This is a genomic window from Rubrobacter aplysinae, assembly GCF_001029505.1.
Lineage (GTDB): Bacteria > Actinomycetota > Rubrobacteria > Rubrobacterales > Rubrobacteraceae > Rubrobacter_A > Rubrobacter_A aplysinae.
The window spans coordinates 1-17,702 of record NZ_LEKH01000007.1; the positions used below are offsets into that span (position 1 = coordinate 1).

Genomic DNA, 17,702 nt, shown 5'->3' on the forward strand with positions numbered 1-17,702 from the left:
CATCGACAGCCTCCTCTCGACCGTGGTGCCGATGATCGGGCTGGGCGTTGGAATAGACTACGCGCTGTTCATCGTGAGCCGCTTCCGCGAGGAGCTGATGCGCCGGAGGACCCCTGAGGAGCGGCCGGGCCGGGGTGCGGTCGAGGACGCGGTAGCGGTAAGCATGGGCCGCACGGGAAAGACGATTCTGCTCTCCGGCATCATCGTCATGCTGTGCCTGTCGACGCTGCTGGTGGTCAACTCCCCCTCATTCAGCCAGATGGGTCTCGGGGCGTCGCTGGCCGTCGGCTGCGCGCTCCTCGTCGCCCTCACCCTTCTTCCCGCATTGCTCGGCCTGCTCGGCCACCGGGTTGAGTCTGGACGGCTGCCCTGGCGCGACAGGGTCGTCGGGGCCGAGCCCGGCGGAGATAGGCACGGTTTGCTGGCAAGGTGGGCGCGCCTCGTCATGCGTCGCCCCGTCATCGTCGCGGTGCTCGTCACTAGCGTTCTACTGGTAGCGGCAGTGCCGACGCTCAGCATGCGGCTCGGCATAGACCTCGGCATCCCGGCGCTTGAGGATACCCGAGTGGGCCAGGGCCAGCAGATACTGGCCGAGGAGTTCTCCCCCGGTCTGCTCTCACCGATCCAGGTGGCATACACCTCCACCGACGGCCCGCTCTCTGAGGCCGACCTACGGGCCGTCGCCCGGCTCGATGAGCGGGCGAGCCGGGACCCGGCGGTCGCCCGGGTAACCTCGGTCGCCGACGCAGCCGGAGCCGGGGGGCGGCAGAGCGACCCATCTCCAGAGCCGTTGCGCCAGTCGCCGCTCGTGAGCGGGGACGGTGAGAGCACGTATCTGACCGTGGTGCCCTCCGTAGAGCCGGATAGCGCGGAGGCGATGGACCTCGCAGAGAGGCTCCGCGGGGACATCGCGCCGGACGCCACCGGATCCGCATCAGACGCCCGGGTGCTCGTGGGCGGGTCACCGGCGGAGTTCGTGGACATTAGCGACGAGACCCAGGACAAGCTATGGGTAGTCATAGGGCTCGTGCTCGCGCTGTCTTTCGTGTTCCTGACCCTGGTGTTCCGGAGCCTGCTACTTCCCCTAAAGGCGATCCTGATGAACCTGCTCGCCACCGGAGCTTCGTTTGGGCTGCTGGTATGGACCTTCCAGCAGGGTCACCTGCAGGAGGTTCTCGGCTTCGAGCCGGGTAGCATCGTGGTCTACCTGCCGCTCATCCTCTTTGCTCTGCTGTTCGGGCTCTCGATGGACTACGAGGTCTTTCTGGTGCGCCGCATCCAGGAGAGTTGGCGGCAAACCGGGGACAACGAGCACGCCGTGGCAGAGGGCCTTGAGCACACCGCGCTGCCGATCACTGCGGCGGCCGCGATCATGGTCGCGGTATTCGGCTCTTTCGTGGCCGGCGAGGTCCTGGAGATAAAGCAGATCGGCTTCGCGCTTGCGCTGGCTATATTTCTGGACGCGACGCTGGTGCGCATCGTACTCGTGCCGGCCGTCATGCGGCTAGCGGGAAGGGCGAACTGGTGGTTGCCCAGATGGCTGGACCGTCGGCTACCAAGCCTGGAAGACGAATGAGAAAGGAGTGGATTGGGGGCAGTACTCGTGTCTTACACCCAGAAGCGCTTTGCGATATGCGCTACAACTCATGCTGCGTCGTCCTCGATCAGCTCACCCTGCACGATTATCCGGTCCTCGTAATCCGGGAGGGTGCAGGTCTGCAAGGTCACCACCTCCTTGCCTTTGATCGGGCTCATAACCTCGACATTTTCAGGGCCCACTACCTCTTTATTGAAGATCCTGTATACATACTCTCTACCGGACGCATCGGTAACGGTGACCTCGTCACCCTCTTCGAGCCTTGGAAGCTCGTAGAAGATTTTGTCCGAGGGCGTGCCGGGGTATCCGATGCGGTGGCCGGCTATGTAAGTGTTCGCCCCCTGCTGCCAGGGGTACCCCGTGCCGGGGACGCGGACGGTTCCCTGTTTGAGATTCTCCTCGGAGATCGAGTCAAAGACCGGTACGTCCTGCAGGCCCAGCTTAGGGATATCCAGGGAGAGCTTCTTGTTCTAGGGGCCTCCGGGGTCGCGGCCGAAGTTGAATGGCTTGACGGCCGGTATCGCGCCCGTGGAGGTGTCGGTGCCGACGAAAAGCTCGCGCGTACCGGAATCGTAATCCTCCGAAGCCGGCTCGGTCCACTCCCTGAAATCCGGCGAGCCGGTACGCTCTTTGCCCGAGAGCACCTCCTCAGGGGTCACCGCCTCTACCTGTTTGCCGGTGTTCTCCGGCGAGCCCGAGCCTGAGTCCTCTGAGGAAGCGCTCCCGCAGGCGGAGACCGTGAATGCAAGCACCGGCAACAGTGCCAGCATCACCACCCGACCATATAAAGTACGCCAGGTTGACGCCAACGCTCCCCGGCCGCGCCTCTCGGTCCTATTGCTCATTCACAGCCTCCTCTTATAACCGCCACAATACTGGTCAGTGGTACGCCATAGAGGCTTCAGGACTTCTCCACGAGCTCGGCGCGCACGATCAGGCGATCCCTATAGTCGGGCAGCGTGCAGGTCTGCAATGTGAGCACGTTTGTGCCGGCCACCGGCTCCGTAACGGACAGGTCCGAAGGCCCGGTCACGAAGCTCTTGTACACCTTGTAGGTGTACTCCGTGCCCTCGGAGTCCTCCACGAAGACCTTATCGCCGTTCTCCAGGCTATTTAGGTCGTAGAAGGTGAGAAAGCTCTCGGTGCCCGGGTAGCCAAGACGGTGGCCGGCCAGATAAGTGTTAGCTCCCTCTTGCCAAGGGAAGCCGGTCCCGCGCAGGTGTATCGCCCCATTCTCCTTCAGGGCCTCCTCGTCGTCTCCGGCGGCGTTCGGGACGGTGTCGTCCTCTATGCGGCTCATCTCCGGGACCGTCACCTTCAGGGTCTTGTCCTCGGGGCCGCCGGTTTGCCGGGAGGTAGTCTGCTCCACGGAGGGTACGCTGAAGCCCTCCGGGTCTGGCTCGTTGGTGGATCCAGCGCTCACACCCAGGCCGAGGAAGTTGACGGCGAAGATAGCAAGCATCACCAGCCCTGCCAACAAGAACCCGCCGCTTAGAGTCCATCTAATTGCGCTCTTTAGACTCATCCGCTTCTCCTGAACTGCGTGGTGCTCTGCATCAGCCGTAGGGCAGAGTTATCCACCGGGCGGCCCCGAGGCCGCTCATGGCCGGGATTAGGCTGGATAGGTTGCCACCTTGTCGGCCCGGACCACGAGACGGCCAGTGTCCGGTCCGGCCTGCATGAGCTTTGGTGTTATGTCCCACCAGGTACTCGGGTCCACGGAATCTGTGCAGGTCTGCAAGGTGATCATGTCCCTGCCGGCCACGGGCTCCGTCACCCAGTTCTCCGATGGACTGACCGCGAACTTCTCCGTGACCCGGTACTCGTAGGTGGTGCCGTTAGTGTCGGTGAGGTACACGGCGTCTCCGTTTCGCATGGCGGGCAGGTTGTAGAACTGGTAGCGGCTCTCGGTACCTTGCCATCCTATCCGGTGGCCCGCGATGTAGGTGTTTGCGCCCTCCTGCCACGGGAAGCCGGTGGAGGGTAGCTTCATCGCTGCCCGAGCCATCGTCCCGGGCGCGTCGGAGTTGAGTACCGTATCTCCCTGGACCTGAGCTAACCTGGGCACAGAAAGTGACATCGTCTTGTCGCTCGGCGGCGGGGGTGTGGAGGCCTCCTGTTTATCGGGCGGGCTATTATCGCCTTCATCGGTCTCTTGGTCCTGCTGTTGCTCCTGTGGTTCCTGCTCTTTCTGAGGAGCATTTTTCTGTGGAGCATCGGTTTGGGCTTTCTCCTGCGTTTCTTCTGCCGCCTGCTCCTGTGACTCCTGTCGAGGCTCCGATTCCTTCTGTGACGCGGTGGCCTCGCCGCCTCCAGAGCCATCTCCGGCTCCCTCGTCGGCGCCGGACGACGTTTCGGAGGGCTCCGCGCTCGCGGCCCCGGCGCCGCCGGAATCGTTCGCGTCCGCGGTCGCCGGACCTATCTCCGTGGACTCGTCCGCGGCTTCACCCTCGTACTCGTCCGCCGTGGGCGTCTTTTGAGGCCGTGCCGTGGTTTGTAGGGTATCCGGCTCCTCCTGAGTGGACCCGTTGGTGGTCTGCTCGGTAGTCTCTACCTCCTGGGTGGTGTCTCCGCCGGTGCCCTCCGGGTTGTCCGGCGCCCCGGTAGAGGCGAGCTGCGACATGGGCGGAGCAAAGGCCAGGGTGAGACCGGCGAGCGCGACCAGCAAGATCATAGCCACAAGGGCCGACGGTCCCAACCGGCCACGCCGTGTATACCGTGTATAGTTGTGTCTGCCTGCGGACAAAGCTCCGCCCCTATCGTTACGCTCTCCGGTTACGGATCGTGGTGATATATACGTTGGCGGCGCCTGTGGGGATTACCAGCCGCCGACGCGGACGTCGTTGTAGCCCTCGTCGCTGGCTTCTGGCGGCGGGTAGCTGTACAGGTCCTCGTGCAACAGACCCTCGCGGATCACCTCGCCATCCTTCTTTACGGTCTTGTACGTGCTCCACTTGATCCCGCGGTCCGTGTCCTTGAAGTCCTGCTCCGAGCGCATGGTGACCTCCTTGCCGTTTGGCTGGCCCCAGATCTCGGCCTTCAAAATCCCCTTCTCCGTTACGTACTCCCGGATCAGGACGTTCGAGTCCGTGGTGTTCTTGAACTTCATGTCTAGCTCGGGTATGCCCTGCCCCCCGAACCATACCGTCGCGTCGAAGCCCGGCCTTATATACGGCAGCGTCGTGTAGTGCGGCGTGCGCTCCACTATCTCAAGGCCGGCGTACTGGGCGGCCATGTACACGGTCGAGGTGACCTGGCAGAGCCCGCCGCCGAGCGCCGAGGTCTCCCCGCCGTCGGCGAAGACCTTTGCCTTTTTGTAGTCCAGACCCGCTATGTGCTCGTTCATGGAGAACACCTCTCCGGGCTCGAGGACAGTGCCGTCCACCGCTCCAGAAGACATCCTCAGGTTCTGTTTACGCGCCTCGCTATCCGAGTAGCGGTAGTCGGTCTCGAACTCCCCGAGCTTTTTGGTGGGGGCCATGCTTTGCAGATTCTCGGCGCTCTTCTCGGGCTGTACGCTCTTTGTGGCAAGCGGGATCTCTCCATCCAGCTTGGGTAGCGACTCATCCAGGTTCCCGAGCGTCTTCTGGACGTCGAGCTCGCTGCCCGGCTCGCCGTCCACCACCTCCAGGTCACCGGAGCCCGAAGCCTCGTAGCTGGCGTTCTCCGGCTGCTGGTCCACCTCGCCGGCGAACCCGGAGACGATTTCCTCCGCCGCCTGCCGGTCGTAGGAGACCGCGGCGGGTATCGAGACTCCGGTGGAGGAGCCGCGTACCGCCGCGACCGACCGCTCCACGAAGTTTCCGTCCCGGCCTACGTCGTAGGCTTTCTCCACGCTCTTCCGGTCATCCAACGCGATACCCAGACTCTGTGCGGAGACCTTGCCGCCGTCCGGTGCGTCGCCTCCGCTCCCGTTCACGAAACTTATCTGGGCCAGGCTCTGCGAGGCCCCGGCCTCCAGGGCTTGCCGGGCCTCGGCCTTGCTCATTCCGCCGACGTCCACGCCCCCGATCTCGACGCCGCGCCTTATGCCCTCGTCACCGCGGGAGAATCCTAGGGCCGCAACCAACACGCCCGCTAGCACCAATGCCAGAAGCACCGCGCCCACCGTCCTGCGCCGGCGCCGGAAGCTGCCCCGACCGTAGACCTTAAAACCGGCTCCCTCGCCTCTCGCCTTAGAAAACGCCTCTCGCCTCATTGTCCCGTAGCCTCCTTTTCCGTAACCGCCCCGACCGGGCCCCGGCTCTTCTACGCCCCGGGTGTGGCCTTACCATAGAGATAACCGCCGTTCTACCGGCTTTGCTAAGGCCGCACCGGCGCGACGTCGACTTCAGTCGGCGGGAGCTTGCCTTCGTCGGTCTCAAGGGCGTAGTACGTGCTGGTGTATATAGGTCCGCTGGAGACGACCTCGCCCTGGGCGTTCTTGACGGTCTTCGTGGTCCTCCACTTGGATATGTTCTCGTTCTCGACGAGGTTCTTTGAGTCCATCGTGACTTTTTTGCCCGTGGGCTGGCCCCACACCTCGGCGTAGATGTAGCCGTCGTCGGCGACGTACTCCCGGATCATGACGTAGCCCTCGGTGGTGTTGCGGAACCTCATGTCCAGCTCCTGGCCCCGGTAGCCGTTCTCGGCGCCGAACCACACCGTGGCGTCGAGGCCGGGCCTGATGTAGTTCAACAGGGCGAAGTGTGCGTTGCGCTCCACTATATCCAGCCCGGCGTAGTTGGCGGCCATGTATAGGGTAGAGGAGACCTGGCACAGCCCGCCGCCGGCGGCCTTCTCCACCTTGCCGTCGACGAACACCTTGGTCTTTTTATAGTCCAGCGGGGCGAGGACGTCATTTGCGGATAAAACCTCGCCGGGGGCCAGAGTCTGCCCGGTGAGCGCCTCCGAGGCGGTCCTCAGGTTGTCTACCCGGGCCGGGGCGTCGTCGCCGGTGCCCTCGAAGGTGGTGCGGTACTTGCCGATCAGCTGCGTCGGCCTCTGCTGGCGGGCCTCCTGGGTGGTCAGCTCGGGTACGTCCTCCGCCACGGGGACCTCGTACTCGCGTTTACCCTGGAGCAAACCGCTCCGGAGCTCGCCGAGGAGCTCCAGGGTCTGTATGCTCTGTCCGGTCCGGCCGGGCACCACCTCTACGCTGTCGCCCGCAAAGCGATAGTCGGCCTCCCTGGCCTCGACGTTGATACTGGAGTACATCCCCGAAAGCTCCGAGCGCAGGGCCTGCGGGGAGAGGTAAACCTCTAGTCTGCTACTCTCGGGAGTGACGTTGATGAGCCCGGCGATCTGTCGCGGGCTCAGCTCCCACCGCTCGCCGTCCGCGGCCAGTGTGGCCGGCTCGCTGATGGCGGTCCTGACCTTCTCGGCCGTGTTCTCGGCCTCGGCGGTGCTGATCTCGGGCCGTGTCGCCCCGCCGGCGAGCTCCGCCTCGCCCTCCAGGCTCTCTATTGAGCCGCGGATGTTGGCCGCGGTCTGATCCACGTCGACCTCGTAGCCCTCCGCAGACTGCGAAACCTCGACACCCGCCAGGGACACCGAGACCCCGGCCTGGGTGGGGTCTTCGCCAAGCCGCCGCGCCAGGCTCTCCGAGACGTCGCGGACCTTCTCCCCATCGTAGGCGACTTCAAGGGGCACCTCGACGGTCCCTACGAGTCCGCCCGCACGCTCCCTGGCCCGCTCGATGACATTTCCCTCGCGGCCGACCTTTCGGGCATTCCGCACCGTTGCCTCCACATCGGGACGCACCCCGACGCTCTCGGCCGGAACGGTCACTTCTTTACCGTCGCCGCTCACCCGGATCTCGTTCAGCGCGTAGGCGCGCTCCCGAAGAAGCTTCTCCGCCTCCTCGGTGGACTTACCGCCTAGGTCTAGCCCGCCGGCCTCGACGCCGCGCGGGATGCCGCCCTCGGAAGCCTGCGGACTCGCCCCGAGAGCCGCGAAAAGGACCACTACCACGCCGAGCAACGAGGCACCGGCCAAGAGGAGCCGCGTACGCGAGCGCCGCCGGCGCCAACGCCGGCCAGACCCCGCTCTGCCCCGTCTGATAACTGTTGAGTCTCGATTCATCCTCCGCCTCTGGTCGTGTCCTGCTCCGCCGCCAACGGCGGCCCGTATCCGGAGACCATCGCAACCCCAGACCGAACCGTGACAGAACCACCGTCAACCAGGATCACGGACGGGGTGTGGGACTCCGGCGCTTATTCACCCGCACATATGAATGCAGGCGCATAGGTTATCAGTGAGGCGCGGTTGCGTCCATGAAAATAATCAGGGTAGCCGTCTCGGCATCTCTCCCGCCGGCAGACGAAAGGCCGGGGGCTCCGATTCGGGGCGGACGTTGTGCGAGGCTTCGGGACACGCTTTTCTGGCGGGGCGTGTCCGGTATCCGGATATTGTTGGAACTCCCTACTTTCTAAGGGCATCTCGTAGCAGGCTTCGTCTAAGGGCATCTCGTAGCAGGCTTCGCATCAAATATCTGTGACTCATGGGTGCCATACAGCTTGCAGCACTGACCTCGGCGGAAGCCACTTCTGCACTCATACGAATAGTCTCTTCCAATAAAAGTCGGGAGACCTCCTTGACTCTACACTATGGTGAAGGGTTTATATTGGCTAGGCATGAAGATGGAGAGTACAGAGATGAAGCTGATGCAGATCGGAGAGGTGTCCCGGCTTTCGGGGTTACCCGTGAGGACCGTCCACTACTACGAGGATAGGGGGCTCTTGGAGCCGGCTTCCCATACGGAGGCGGGCTACCGTCTCTATGGCCGGGAGGAGTTGGCGCAGCTGAGGTTCATTAGCCGGGCGAAGCTCCTGGGTCTCACGCTAGAGGAGACGAGGAAGCTGGTCGCTCTAGCCGAAGGGTGCAACCGGGGCGAGATCGTCCCGGACCTCGAAGAGACTCTACGGGAGAAGTTGCGAGAGACCGAGCGAAAGATGGAGGAGTTATCCGCCTTCAAGGAGAACCTCCTCTACTACGAGAGGCAGCTATCCGAGACCGGGCCGGCGGAGCTCTGCGGAGAGGAGGCGAGCTTCTGCGGCTGCGTAGACGCCGTGACCGGCACCGACTCCGAAGACTGAAGATGCTCATCGACCCGGACATAAGGAGGAACACATGACGTCTCGCACGAGCACGCGACAGCAGGAACAGCGGCAATCATCCTCGATGGCCCAGGGCCGCCTGGCACGGGGTTTCGGCTGGGGAGTGGTTGCCACGCTTGCGATGTCGGTGCTTATGATCGTGGCCACAGCGACTGGGCTATCCCCGATGCCGATGCCCGTACCTGCGGCCATCGTGGGCCAGGTACTTGGGGGAAATCTGCCCCAGCCCCTCATAGTGCTTGTGGCGGCTCTCAGTCATCTGGCCTTCGGTGGCGTAGCGGGCGCGGTACTTGCGGCCCTCACAAGGCCGATAACGCTCCTAAAAGGACTGGGCTGGGGGATTCTTCTGTGGGTGCTCATGGGGGTCGTCTTTTTGCCGTTCGTGGGCTGGGGGCTTTTCGGAACCTCGATCGCTCCCCAGATCGCGGTGGCGACGCTCGTACTGCACCTGGTCTATGGCACCACCCTGGGTTTGCTGCTGGATCGGGGTAAGAGCGGGGAGTAAGAGTCGCTTACAACAAAATGGTAACAGCGATCCTAACCCAGCAGACGACGACCCTTGCTTTCGAGTTTTGCGCAAAAATAGCGCTATAGCACTTGACACTCTAATTTCATGAAAGGTCGCTTACTCTCGGCGAGGAATCTCCTTCCCGGTCCGTCCATTCGCATAGTGCGCCGAAGATGCACCCCAATGCCGCCCATAGAACCAGTTGGGTGCCCAGAGCCGAAAGTCGGAAATCCCACAGCAGTCCGGCCGGGAAACCCCCCGGGTCCACGGCAGCCGGAAGCCCCATGAACAATCCCGCAACGATAACCGCAAACCCCACTCCCACCGCCGTATGGCGTACGGGAGGGCTAACCTCTCGTTCCCGGAGTCTCCTCGCTACGTACCAGGCCACCAGAACAGCGAGCAGGGACAGTATGACCATGGTGAAGTATGCGGCGGTGCGGGCCCCGATAGTCTCCGGGCCTCCGACGGTCGGCGGATTGGCCGGATACTTGAGAAAGGGCAAAAGGATTGCCCCGGCGAACACAGCTGCCGAAAGAGAAAGGCTGCTCCTCCAATCGCTTACGGAGGCCATCCGGGGCCGGAAATACGCATACGCCAGCCCGAACAGACCTCCTACGGCCAGTCCGGTTAGGCCGGTGGCGAAAAAGAGTCCAACCTTCTGGGTCGAGCGGCTAAAGACCTCCTCTTCGGGGGCACCGCCCGAGGAGGCTTCCTCGAGTTGGATGGCCCCCTCAAGGGATGATTCTCCTACGAAGAACGCGAAGACTCCCGCAAGGAGTCCCGCCAACAAGCCAGCAGCTAGTCCCCGGCGCAGATACGACGTAGTCATTATTCTCAGCGCTCCTAGTGGCAGGGAACGGCCAGCAGGTGGCGTCCATCGTGGAAGAACTCGTGGAGGTAGTTGCTGGCCTCAGCTGCCGACCCGAGCAGGGGTACGAGCAACTCTCCACTGGCGGATAGCAGGACGAAGAGCATCAACACCAACAGCGCCCCCGTAACCCAGCTCCACCAGGGCATCCCTCCCGGAGAGAGAACCCGCTCTAGAGAGCCTCTGTGCATCGGAAACCTCCTTATCGGGGTCCTCGCCCCGGTCGGATTTCGGGCAGCGATTCAGTCTCCTGACTCCCGGATCGACACTCCCCCCGGCCTTCCCGTTCCTCGACTTACCGGAGCTCTCTATCAGAGCTCCGTCGGAAACCGTGGCCTTACTTCGGGGCTCGCTACCCGGTTACAGTGGCGGGACCGTGCCGGACTTTCACCGGCTTCCTGGCTCTCCGCCGCCCTCATTTTTTTGTGATCGCTAGCATACGGCCAAGCCCGACGGGCGTCAAGACAGCGGCCGGCTTACGCAAGACTCGCCCCACGAGCTTCTGCCCTCTTTATCCGTCCTTATCCTCCTGATGCCGTGCCGGGGAAGAAGGTCTGGTAGAGCAGAAATACGTTCAGCGCGATGATCAGGCCGATGACCACCGTTGCCACTATGGTGGTCAGGCGGTGGTTGACTAGGCCGCCCATTATCTGCCGGTTGCGGCAGAAGATCAAGAGTGGGATGAGGGCGAAGGGTATGCCGAACGAGAGCACCACCTGGCTCAAGATCAGTGCGGTGGTGGCGTTGACCCCAAGGCCGATGATGACCAGTGCCGGGGTCATCGTGATCAGGCGTCTTAGGACCAGCGGTATCCTGCGGTTTATGAAGCCCTGCATGACCACTTGTCCCGACATGGTACCCACCGCAGAGCTCGAGAATCCGCTCGCCAATAGCCCGACGCCGAAGAGGATGGCCGCTGTGGGACCGACCAGCTCGCCAAGCCGGGCGAACGCGACGTCCAGACCCTCGACGACGGGGCCGTTCTGGAAGAATAGGGCCGCGGCCATGATCATCATCGAGGCATTTATCACTCCGGCGAGGCCCATGGCGATCAGGATGTCCACGAACTCGAAGCGGAAGATCCTCTTTCTCTCTTCCTCGGTGCGGCCCACCACCCGGCGCTGGGTAAGCGCCGAGTGCAAGTATATAACGTGGGGCATGACCGTGGCCCCAAGGATGCCGACAGCCAACAATACGCTGTCGGTGCCGGCGAGCTGCGGGGTAAAAAGCCCGCCGAAGAGAGGTCCGGGCTCCGGCTTGGCCATAAACACCTGATACCCGAAGGAGAAGACTACCACCCCCACCAGCGCGGCGATCCCCGCCTCCAGCGGCCTAAAGCCCCTGCGCTGCAACTCCAGAAGCCCGAAAGAGAAGACCGCCGTGATCAGCGCCGCCGGAAACAGGGGGATACCGAATAACAGATTCAGTCCCAAAGCTCCTCCGATGAACTCCGCCAGGTCGGTGGCTATGGCGATAACCTCGGCCTGGACCCACAGCCCGAACGTCACCGGCTTGGGAAAGCGCTCCCTACATAGCTCCGGCGAGTTCTTGCCCGTAGCGATGCCCAGCTTTGCCGACATCGACTGGATGAGTATCGCCATCAGGTTAGAGGTGAGAACCACCCAGAGCAAGAGAAACCCGAAGGTAGACCCGGCCGCGATGTTGGTGGCGAAGTTGCCCGGGTCTATGTAGGCCACCGCTGCGATGAACGCCGGCCCCAGGAACGGCAAGAACCGCTTCACACCACGCTTCTGCCCCTTTAAAGCCGCCTCCGCCGCCCGTATCGTGGCGCTTTCCCCTGGCAGGAACTCCCCAGGAGTAGTCTCCTCGGAAGCGTTCGTGTAAGCCATAGAAGTCTTCTCCTAATCTATTTTATTAACCAACGCTAAATTTATTAACTGACAAAGCTAAAATCAAGCTGATGTTATACTTGATGCTTGATTTAGGGTTGACTACACTAAGGTTCATGATGAGCGATCTGGCGACGACTCGACAGCTGTCTTCTTCGGTGGGAGACTATCTAAAGGCCATCTGGGAGGTGGCCGGGACGGGCGGGGCCTCCACCAACGACGTTGCCGTCCGGCTCTCGGTGGCGCCCGCCTCGGTGACCAACATGTTCGGTCGGCTGCGGGAGATGGGCTTGGTCGAGTACGAGCGCTACCGGGGGGCTTTTCTCACCGAGCGTGGCTTAGAGGAAGCCCTGAGGCTGTTGCGTCGGCACCGGCTGATCGAGACCTTCTTGCTGGAGCACCTGGGTTATCCGTGGAAGGGGGTACACGAGGAGGCCGAGCGCCTCGAACACGCAGTGTCGGACGTTTTCGCGCAGCGCCTGGCCGAGTTTCTGGGTAGTCCCGAGCGCGATCCGTATGGGGACCCTATCCCGCGGGCGGACGGTACCCTGGCGCCGGAAGAATCCTGGCTCCTGGACCAGACGAAGGTCGGCGAGCGGGTCCGCGCCTATCGGGTACAGACCTCACCAATAATAGGTTGAAGCCAGTGTGCAATCGGCTCCGCAGTTCCAGGCATGATTTTCGCCTGGCCGTCGGCTGTGGCATCTTTCAGTTCTATCTTGGAGACACTTAGCTGGCCAGAGGGTGTCGAGGCATTGCCGCTTCCACCCTACAGTCCCGAGTTGAACCCGGTGAAGCGCTACTTCCAGGAGCTTCGGGCCAAGCTCTCCAACAAGATTTTCGAGACCATTGAGGAGATCATGGAAGCCTTGAGCAGGGCGCTCGCACCGTACTGGGAGGACCCGACGAAGCTGGCGAGCCTCACCGGGTACGGCTGGTGGCTACGGAGTCTCCCTGACATGAAGACATCACACTAGCAAATCGGGATTACGACCTCGCGCGGCGTGAGGTTCAAGGGGAAGAGAAAGAATGTTCAGAAATTCTTCACATCCTTGTCCAGTGACTAGACTCTAGCCCATCAAAACCCGATACCGATAGAGTCAACCCATCAATGCAGAGTTTGTCTAGTAGGGTCGGTTTTCGGGAGAAACCTACATAGGATACGCCACGACTTCCAGGGCACCGAGCCCGTACCAGATCCCGAAACAGGCCGCGAGAACCCCGAAGACCGGTACCGCGCGGTCGAAATGTCTCGCTATAGGGCCGCGCGCGAGGGCCACCCCGAAAAACGTGCTCAGCAGGGCCATGGACAGGGCGGTTCCCAGCGCGAAGATGAGCAGGGCGCCGGTCGCTACCACAGGACCCCTAATCGTGGAGACTAAGAGCAAAGTGAGCCCGGCCGAGCCGCCTACTCCGTGCAGTAGCCCCACGGCGTAGGCTGAGAACGGAGTCCGAAACGGCGTGACGTGGGAGTGCTGCTGGTGCTCCGGGCCGCTGGCGTGGCCGTGCAGGTGCCGGTGAGGCTCGCCGTCCGGGTGGCGGTGGACGTGGGCGTGGAACATACCACGTCGCCACCTGAGCAACAGGCGCGCCGCCAAAAACACGATCAGTACCCCTACGGCGACCTCGGCGGCTTGGACCGCCGCCTCGGGCAGGTAACGTCCCAGGAGCACGAACGGGAGTCCTACGACCAGTAGGGTGGTGCCGTGGCCGAGACCCCAGGTCAGGCCCAGAGAGGCCGCGGTCTTTACCGTCCCCCGGTCGGCGGCGACCAGCGTGGTAACGGCGGCCAGGTGGTCCGGGTCGCTGGCGTGCCGCAGGCCGAGAAGAAGGCTCACCAGCAGGATCAACCCCAGGCCCGCACCGCCCTGCATCAGGCCCTCGAGCCAGGTATCTATAGCGCCCACAACCGCCTCCTCCCGGGGATCCTCGTCCCCTCCGGATTACTCTCGGCGGCGGGCCAGTATCCTGACTGCCGGATCGTAGCCTTTCCCGGCCTTCCCACTCCGTTACAAAGAAGTACAGGAGAAGTGGCCTTACGCCCGCGCGAACGGCGCGCTGGGGAACGCTCCCCGGTCACAGTGGCGGGACCGTGCCGGACTCTCACCGGCTTCCTGGACACCGCTGCCCCGATGACTTGGCGCCCGGCAGTATACAGAGCTCCGGGTGCGGCAACCAGAGCGGCCCCCGCGGGCTCACGTCGCGGCTAACAGACCGACTAAGACCCCTTCCGGATCTCCTTTGCCGTTCTTTATCGGCCCGGGACCAGAGCGACGGGGACGCCCGTCCAAAACCCCAAGTCCCGGCATGCGTATGAGTCGGCAGTGCTTATGTTGAATACTAGACCTCGAATACGGCGGGGGGCGCCCCGCCGCTGCATGAATGGATACGGGGCGGCGCGCCCTCTTACCCGGATGCTGCTGGCCGGGATCAGTCTAACTCTCCTGGCCGTGGTTGCGCCCTACCACGCATCGGCGGCGACCACTCGCGGTTTTCACGGCAATCCAGCCGATCAGGCCTCCTCAAAGCCGGAACAGACGGGAGAGAATGTCTCCGAGCTGTTCGGAGACGCCGTCGTGGACCGGCGGGTGAACGGTGACGTCCGAGTCGTCTCCGGTTCCGTTAACGTAAGGGCTCCGGTGGCCGGCGACGTCCGTTCCGCGTTCGGAGATGTCACGGTCTCGGCGCCTGTCGGGGGGGATGTACAGAGCGCCTTCGGGGAAGTATACCTGGAATCCCTGGTGGCGGGCGACGTCGAGCTGGGATCCGGGGATCTCGTGCTGGGACCCGGGGCGCGCGTCCGCGGTCACGTCTCCGTCGGGGACGGCCGTACGCTGAGGGCGGCCGGCTCCACCGTGGGCGGTCCTATAGTAACCGGCGCCGAGGCCGCCCGCGTACACCCGTCGTCCGCCCTCCTAAGGCCGTCCGTGTCGATAAAGATCGTGCTTGCCCTAACGTTCGCCGCCTGTGGCGCGTTGGCTGTGATGGTGGGCCGTCGTTGGCTGCTGCAGAGCGCCGGGACGCTGGCGCGGCGGCCGCTACGGTCTGTACTGGCGGGCCTGGCTTCGGCGGCGGCCGCCGCGGCCGTTACCGGAATGCTATTGATCTCCGTCATCGGTATGCCGCTACTCGTGCTTTTCATACCCGTGGTACTCGCCCTGGCGCTCTCCGGCGCGCTCGCCGCCTCGTACCATGTCGGCCAGAAGGCGCTGACCGCCATCGGCCTGCGGGACCACGCCTACGGCATGGCCGCGATGCTCGTGGGTACCGCTTTGATCTCGGCAGCATACATGATCCCCGTGCTTGGTGAAGTCGTCCTCCTCGCCGCCGCGCTACAGGGCGCCGGCGGCGTGGTTCTCACCGCTCGCGACTCGGAGACCTTACGCAGATATTATCCACTCCGAGCGAGGTCACGATGGTAGTCCGCATCCGTTGTGGAGAGTCGGCGCCGGAGCGGTTGGCCGAGGCAACGGACAGACCCGGGCCACGCTCGGCTAGCCGTTCGCCGGAAGACTCCGGCATGGACGGGAACGCGGCGGCCCCCTGTTTGGGGCCTGCGTGAGACTCGGGCGGCTTCCGGGAGGAAAGGGACAATTTCGGGCACCGGCCGCGGCGGCTCTCGGGGTGACGGTTACGCTGCTCGCGGGCACCCTATATCTCCGCACGCTGGCTCCTACGGTGCTGTACCAGGACTTTCCCGGTATGTCGGACTCCGCGATGCTGCAGGCGACGGTGGCCGTGCTCGGTATAGGACACCCCACCGGGTACCCGACCTACACGATGATCGGCAAGCTCTTCACCTATCTGCCCGTGGGAGATATGGCCTACCGGGTGAACCTGCTCTCCGCGTTCTCGGGGGCCGCGGCGGTGCTCTTTACCTATCTGGCCGGGCTCAGGCTAACCGGACGGGCGGTGGCCGCGGCGGTCGGCGCCCTTTCCTTCGGACTCGCACCCGTGTTCTGGGGCCAGGCCGTCATCGCCGAGGTCTACACGATGAACGCGGCCCTCATCTCCCTGGAGCTGTGGCTGTTGTTGGCCTGGCGGGACGCCCGGCGGGAGGGCTTGCTGCTGCTATTCGCCCTGGTCTCGGGTCTTGCCCTCACCCACCACGTAACCAGCGCGCTGCTAGTGCCGGTAGGCTTGGCTTTCGTCTTCGCGGTCGACCGGCACGCGCTGGCCCGGTGGAAACTGTTGTTGCGGGGTGCCGGGCTCTTCCTGGCCGGGCTTCTGTCCTACCTTTACCTGCCGCTAAGGGCGGCGACGGAACCGCCGCTGAACGAGGCCGATCCCTCGACCCCCGGGCGCTTCCTGATGCTCGTCACGGGCGGAGGCTACGTACAGAGACAGCTAGTGGACGATGGAGGCTCCGGGAGCGGAGCGGGCGCCAGGCAACTGGTGATCGATGCGCTCGGCAGGATGTACGAGCGTCTCACGGGCGAGTACTTTCTCGGACAGTTCCCCGTGGTCCTGATGCTCGTCGGGGTCGTCGGAATCGGCTCTCTCCTCTTTAGGGATCGGTCTGCGGCGCTACTCCTCGGGATACCGTTCGCGGGTTGGTCGGTCCACGGGCTGCTATACACGTTCGTCGATTTCTACGTCTTCTTTATCCCCGCGTATCTGGTGTTCGGGCTCTTCGTGGCGCGCGGCGCGGGATTCGCCTTGCGCGGCATGGAGAACGTCGCCGGCTCCGGCTGCTCCCGGATGGCGTTAGCGGGCGCTCTTCCGGTCGCCGCTCTGTCGGTGATCTTGATCGTCACTCCGCTACTCGAAGCGCCGGAGACCTACAGGGCCGTAGACCGCAGCGGGGATTACCGGGGGCGCGAGATCATAGACACCGTGGCCCGGAAGGCCGAACCCGGCGCGACGGTACTCCACCACCGGAGCAACCTCTGGTACATGGTGCTTGTCGAGCAGCGCCGCCGGGACCTTACGCTGGTGGACCCTTTCAACACGGCCTGGGTCAGGCACACGGACATGGTCTGGCCCGCGCCGGTGGACCGTAAGGAGGCGGCGGCACGCTACGGCACGGACGACGAGACCGGGGTCGAGACCGCCCGCAAAGCTTCGCGAAGGGGTCCAGTCTATCTCCTGAATCAAGATGGTCTGGATACCAGTGCCTTCGAGCGCGCCGGCTTCGAGGTGAGGCCGGCCGGCGAGAACGGGATACTCTACAGGCTGGTACCCGAGGATCGCGGGTGAGCCTATGCGTGCCGTACGGGCGGCGGACAGGCTCCCGAAAGGAGTACGCTCAGAGTGTCCGGCCTTCCTGGGCGGGGTCGCCGTTGCCCGTCTCGTGAGTAGCGTCCCGCATGGACGCGCTCGAGGGGTCGTCGATTAGCCTGGACACGAGGCTTATGACGCCGGTGCCGTAGCCGAGCACTACGAGGAAGATTCCGAGGTCGAAGGCGACCGCCGTGATGAGCTCAAGGGTGCCAAGGTATATGACGTCGGCGCCTGGCGGCGGGTACTGGGTGAGTATGGGGTCCCCCAAGAATAGTGGGACTACGGCGATGGTCAGCCCGATCAAGAGCCCTGCGTAGGATAATCTTCCGATGCCCCTTACCGGTAGCTTCTTCTCCACTTCGCGCCGGCCGAAGGCCAGATACTGCATGGCGATTCCGAGCGCCGCGACCGCCCCGGCGGCGAAGCCGTCTCCGGGCTGTACATACCCCTTGACCAGGATCGCGATCGCGGCTATCAGGGTGGGCGCCAGCAGAAGCCGGGCGACTACCCGGGTCATGATGCTCGTGGCCTCGCCGGGCGACTCTTGGGGCATGTG

18 protein-coding genes and 2 riboswitches are annotated in these 17,702 nt (G+C 63.7%); of the genes, 7 read left to right on the forward strand and 11 right to left on the reverse strand.

Features of this window, described 5'->3' with window-relative positions; genetic code table 11:
- Positions 1-1,576 (forward strand): MMPL family transporter (locus ABD53_RS08585; RefSeq protein WP_047865381.1); only part of this gene is annotated, 1,576 nt, incomplete at its 5' end.
- Between the two features lie 68 nt (positions 1,577-1,644).
- On the opposite strand, the gene ABD53_RS16540 is transcribed toward ABD53_RS08585, so the two are convergent.
- The 6 genes from ABD53_RS16540 to ABD53_RS08610 form a co-directional block, all read right to left on the reverse strand.
- Positions 1,645-2,052, reverse strand: coding sequence for a sortase (locus ABD53_RS16540; protein WP_084709449.1), 408 nt, complete (start codon positions 2,050-2,052; stop codon positions 1,645-1,647).
- A 15-nt stretch (positions 2,053-2,067) separates the two neighbouring features.
- Positions 2,068-2,442, reverse strand: coding sequence for a hypothetical protein (locus ABD53_RS08590; protein ID WP_152670678.1), 375 nt, complete (start codon positions 2,440-2,442; stop codon positions 2,068-2,070).
- 56 nt (positions 2,443-2,498) lie between these two features.
- The gene (locus tag ABD53_RS15910) at positions 2,499-3,077 is read right to left on the reverse strand and encodes a sortase (RefSeq protein WP_235401478.1); all 579 of its coding nucleotides are present in this window, start codon (positions 3,075-3,077) and stop codon (positions 2,499-2,501) included.
- Between the two features lie 132 nt (positions 3,078-3,209).
- Positions 3,210-4,271 carry a class E sortase gene (locus ABD53_RS08600; protein WP_235401495.1) on the reverse strand — a complete coding sequence of 354 codons (1,062 nt, stop codon included), beginning with the start codon at positions 4,269-4,271 and terminating at the stop codon, positions 3,210-3,212.
- Between the two features lie 144 nt (positions 4,272-4,415).
- Positions 4,416-5,795 (reverse strand): VanW family protein, encoded by a 1,380-nt coding sequence (locus tag ABD53_RS08605; protein WP_047865384.1) that lies wholly within the window; start codon positions 5,793-5,795, stop codon positions 4,416-4,418.
- A gap of 104 nt (positions 5,796-5,899) precedes the next feature.
- Positions 5,900-7,573, reverse strand: coding sequence for a VanW family protein (locus tag ABD53_RS08610; RefSeq protein ID WP_047865385.1), 1,674 nt, complete (start codon positions 7,571-7,573; stop codon positions 5,900-5,902).
- A gap of 659 nt (positions 7,574-8,232) precedes the next feature.
- Here ABD53_RS08610 and ABD53_RS08615 point away from each other — a divergent pair.
- Positions 8,233-8,673 (forward strand): MerR family transcriptional regulator, encoded by a 441-nt coding sequence (locus ABD53_RS08615; RefSeq protein WP_053057853.1) that lies wholly within the window; start codon positions 8,233-8,235, stop codon positions 8,671-8,673.
- A gap of 34 nt (positions 8,674-8,707) precedes the next feature.
- Entirely contained in the window at positions 8,708-9,199 is a 492-nt protein-coding gene (locus tag ABD53_RS08620; RefSeq protein WP_200900344.1) for a DUF6789 family protein, read from the forward strand.
- Positions 9,200-9,305: 106 nt separating this feature from the next.
- Here ABD53_RS08620 and ABD53_RS08625 read toward each other — a convergent pair whose 3' ends face one another.
- The 3 genes from ABD53_RS08625 to ABD53_RS08635 all read right to left on the reverse strand — a co-directional run bounded on the left by ABD53_RS08625 (position 9,306) and on the right by ABD53_RS08635 (position 11,923).
- Positions 9,306-10,034: a CbtA family protein gene (locus ABD53_RS08625; RefSeq protein WP_047865386.1), complete on the reverse strand. Its 729-nt coding sequence runs from the start codon at positions 10,032-10,034 to the stop codon at positions 9,306-9,308.
- Positions 10,035-10,048: 14 nt separating this feature from the next.
- Positions 10,049-10,264 carry a CbtB-domain containing protein gene (locus tag ABD53_RS08630; protein WP_047865387.1) on the reverse strand — a complete coding sequence of 72 codons (216 nt, stop codon included), beginning with the start codon at positions 10,262-10,264 and terminating at the stop codon, positions 10,049-10,051.
- Positions 10,265-10,316: 52 nt separating this feature from the next.
- Positions 10,317-10,474: riboswitch (cobalamin riboswitch) on the reverse strand.
- Positions 10,475-10,594: 120 nt separating this feature from the next.
- A complete protein-coding gene (locus ABD53_RS08635; protein ID WP_047865388.1) occupies positions 10,595-11,923 on the reverse strand; it encodes an Nramp family divalent metal transporter in 1,329 nt (442 codons plus the stop codon).
- A 98-nt stretch (positions 11,924-12,021) separates the two neighbouring features.
- Between ABD53_RS08635 and ABD53_RS08640 the strand changes: the two genes are divergently transcribed.
- Entirely contained in the window at positions 12,022-12,564 is a 543-nt protein-coding gene (locus ABD53_RS08640) for a metal-dependent transcriptional regulator (protein WP_160309651.1), read from the forward strand.
- A gap of 33 nt (positions 12,565-12,597) precedes the next feature.
- Positions 12,598-12,900, forward strand: coding sequence for a transposase (locus ABD53_RS17965; protein WP_152670681.1), 303 nt, complete (start codon positions 12,598-12,600; stop codon positions 12,898-12,900).
- 174 nt (positions 12,901-13,074) lie between these two features.
- On the opposite strand, the gene ABD53_RS08650 is transcribed toward ABD53_RS17965, so the two are convergent.
- Positions 13,075-13,830, reverse strand: a complete 756-nt coding sequence (locus ABD53_RS08650) for a HoxN/HupN/NixA family nickel/cobalt transporter (RefSeq protein WP_053057856.1) — start codon at positions 13,828-13,830, stop codon at positions 13,075-13,077.
- A 34-nt stretch (positions 13,831-13,864) separates the two neighbouring features.
- Positions 13,865-14,079: riboswitch (cobalamin riboswitch) on the reverse strand.
- Between the two features lie 222 nt (positions 14,080-14,301).
- On the opposite strand from ABD53_RS08650, the gene ABD53_RS15915 reads away from it, so the two are divergent.
- Both ABD53_RS15915 and ABD53_RS08660 read left to right on the forward strand, forming a co-directional pair.
- Positions 14,302-15,345, forward strand: a complete 1,044-nt coding sequence (locus tag ABD53_RS15915; protein ID WP_152670682.1) for a bactofilin family protein — start codon at positions 14,302-14,304, stop codon at positions 15,343-15,345.
- A gap of 202 nt (positions 15,346-15,547) precedes the next feature.
- Positions 15,548-17,122, forward strand: a complete 1,575-nt coding sequence (locus ABD53_RS08660) for a glycosyltransferase family 117 protein (RefSeq protein ID WP_047865389.1) — start codon at positions 15,548-15,550, stop codon at positions 17,120-17,122.
- Between the two features lie 49 nt (positions 17,123-17,171).
- Here ABD53_RS08660 and ABD53_RS08665 read toward each other — a convergent pair whose 3' ends face one another.
- Positions 17,172-17,699: an MnhB domain-containing protein gene (locus ABD53_RS08665; RefSeq protein ID WP_047865390.1), complete on the reverse strand. Its 528-nt coding sequence runs from the start codon at positions 17,697-17,699 to the stop codon at positions 17,172-17,174.
- Between the last annotated feature and the right edge of the window lie 3 nt (positions 17,700-17,702).

Excerpts from the sequence above, each read along its gene's own strand:
- ABD53_RS08590 (WP_152670678.1), bottom strand. The coding sequence starts at position 2,442 with ATGAGCAATAGGACCGAGAGGCGCGGCCGGGGAGCGTTGGCGTCAACC.
- ABD53_RS08600 (WP_235401495.1), bottom strand. The coding sequence starts at position 4,271 with ATGATCTTGCTGGTCGCGCTCGCCGGTCTCACCCTGGCCTTTGCTCCG.
- ABD53_RS08605 (WP_047865384.1), bottom strand. The coding sequence starts at position 5,795 with ATGAGGCGAGAGGCGTTTTCTAAGGCGAGAGGCGAGGGAGCCGGTTTT.
- ABD53_RS08615 (WP_053057853.1), top strand. The coding sequence starts at position 8,233 with ATGAAGCTGATGCAGATCGGAGAGGTGTCCCGGCTTTCGGGGTTACCC.
- ABD53_RS08620 (WP_200900344.1), top strand. The coding sequence starts at position 8,708 with ATGACGTCTCGCACGAGCACGCGACAGCAGGAACAGCGGCAATCATCC.
- ABD53_RS08625 (WP_047865386.1), bottom strand. The coding sequence starts at position 10,034 with ATGACTACGTCGTATCTGCGCCGGGGACTAGCTGCTGGCTTGTTGGCG.
- ABD53_RS08630 (WP_047865387.1), bottom strand. The coding sequence starts at position 10,264 with ATGCACAGAGGCTCTCTAGAGCGGGTTCTCTCTCCGGGAGGGATGCCC.
- ABD53_RS08635 (WP_047865388.1), bottom strand. The coding sequence starts at position 11,923 with ATGGCTTACACGAACGCTTCCGAGGAGACTACTCCTGGGGAGTTCCTG.
- ABD53_RS17965 (WP_152670681.1), top strand. The coding sequence starts at position 12,598 with ATGATTTTCGCCTGGCCGTCGGCTGTGGCATCTTTCAGTTCTATCTTG.
- ABD53_RS15915 (WP_152670682.1), top strand. The coding sequence starts at position 14,302 with ATGAATGGATACGGGGCGGCGCGCCCTCTTACCCGGATGCTGCTGGCC.
- ABD53_RS08665 (WP_047865390.1), bottom strand. The coding sequence starts at position 17,699 with ATGCCCCAAGAGTCGCCCGGCGAGGCCACGAGCATCATGACCCGGGTA.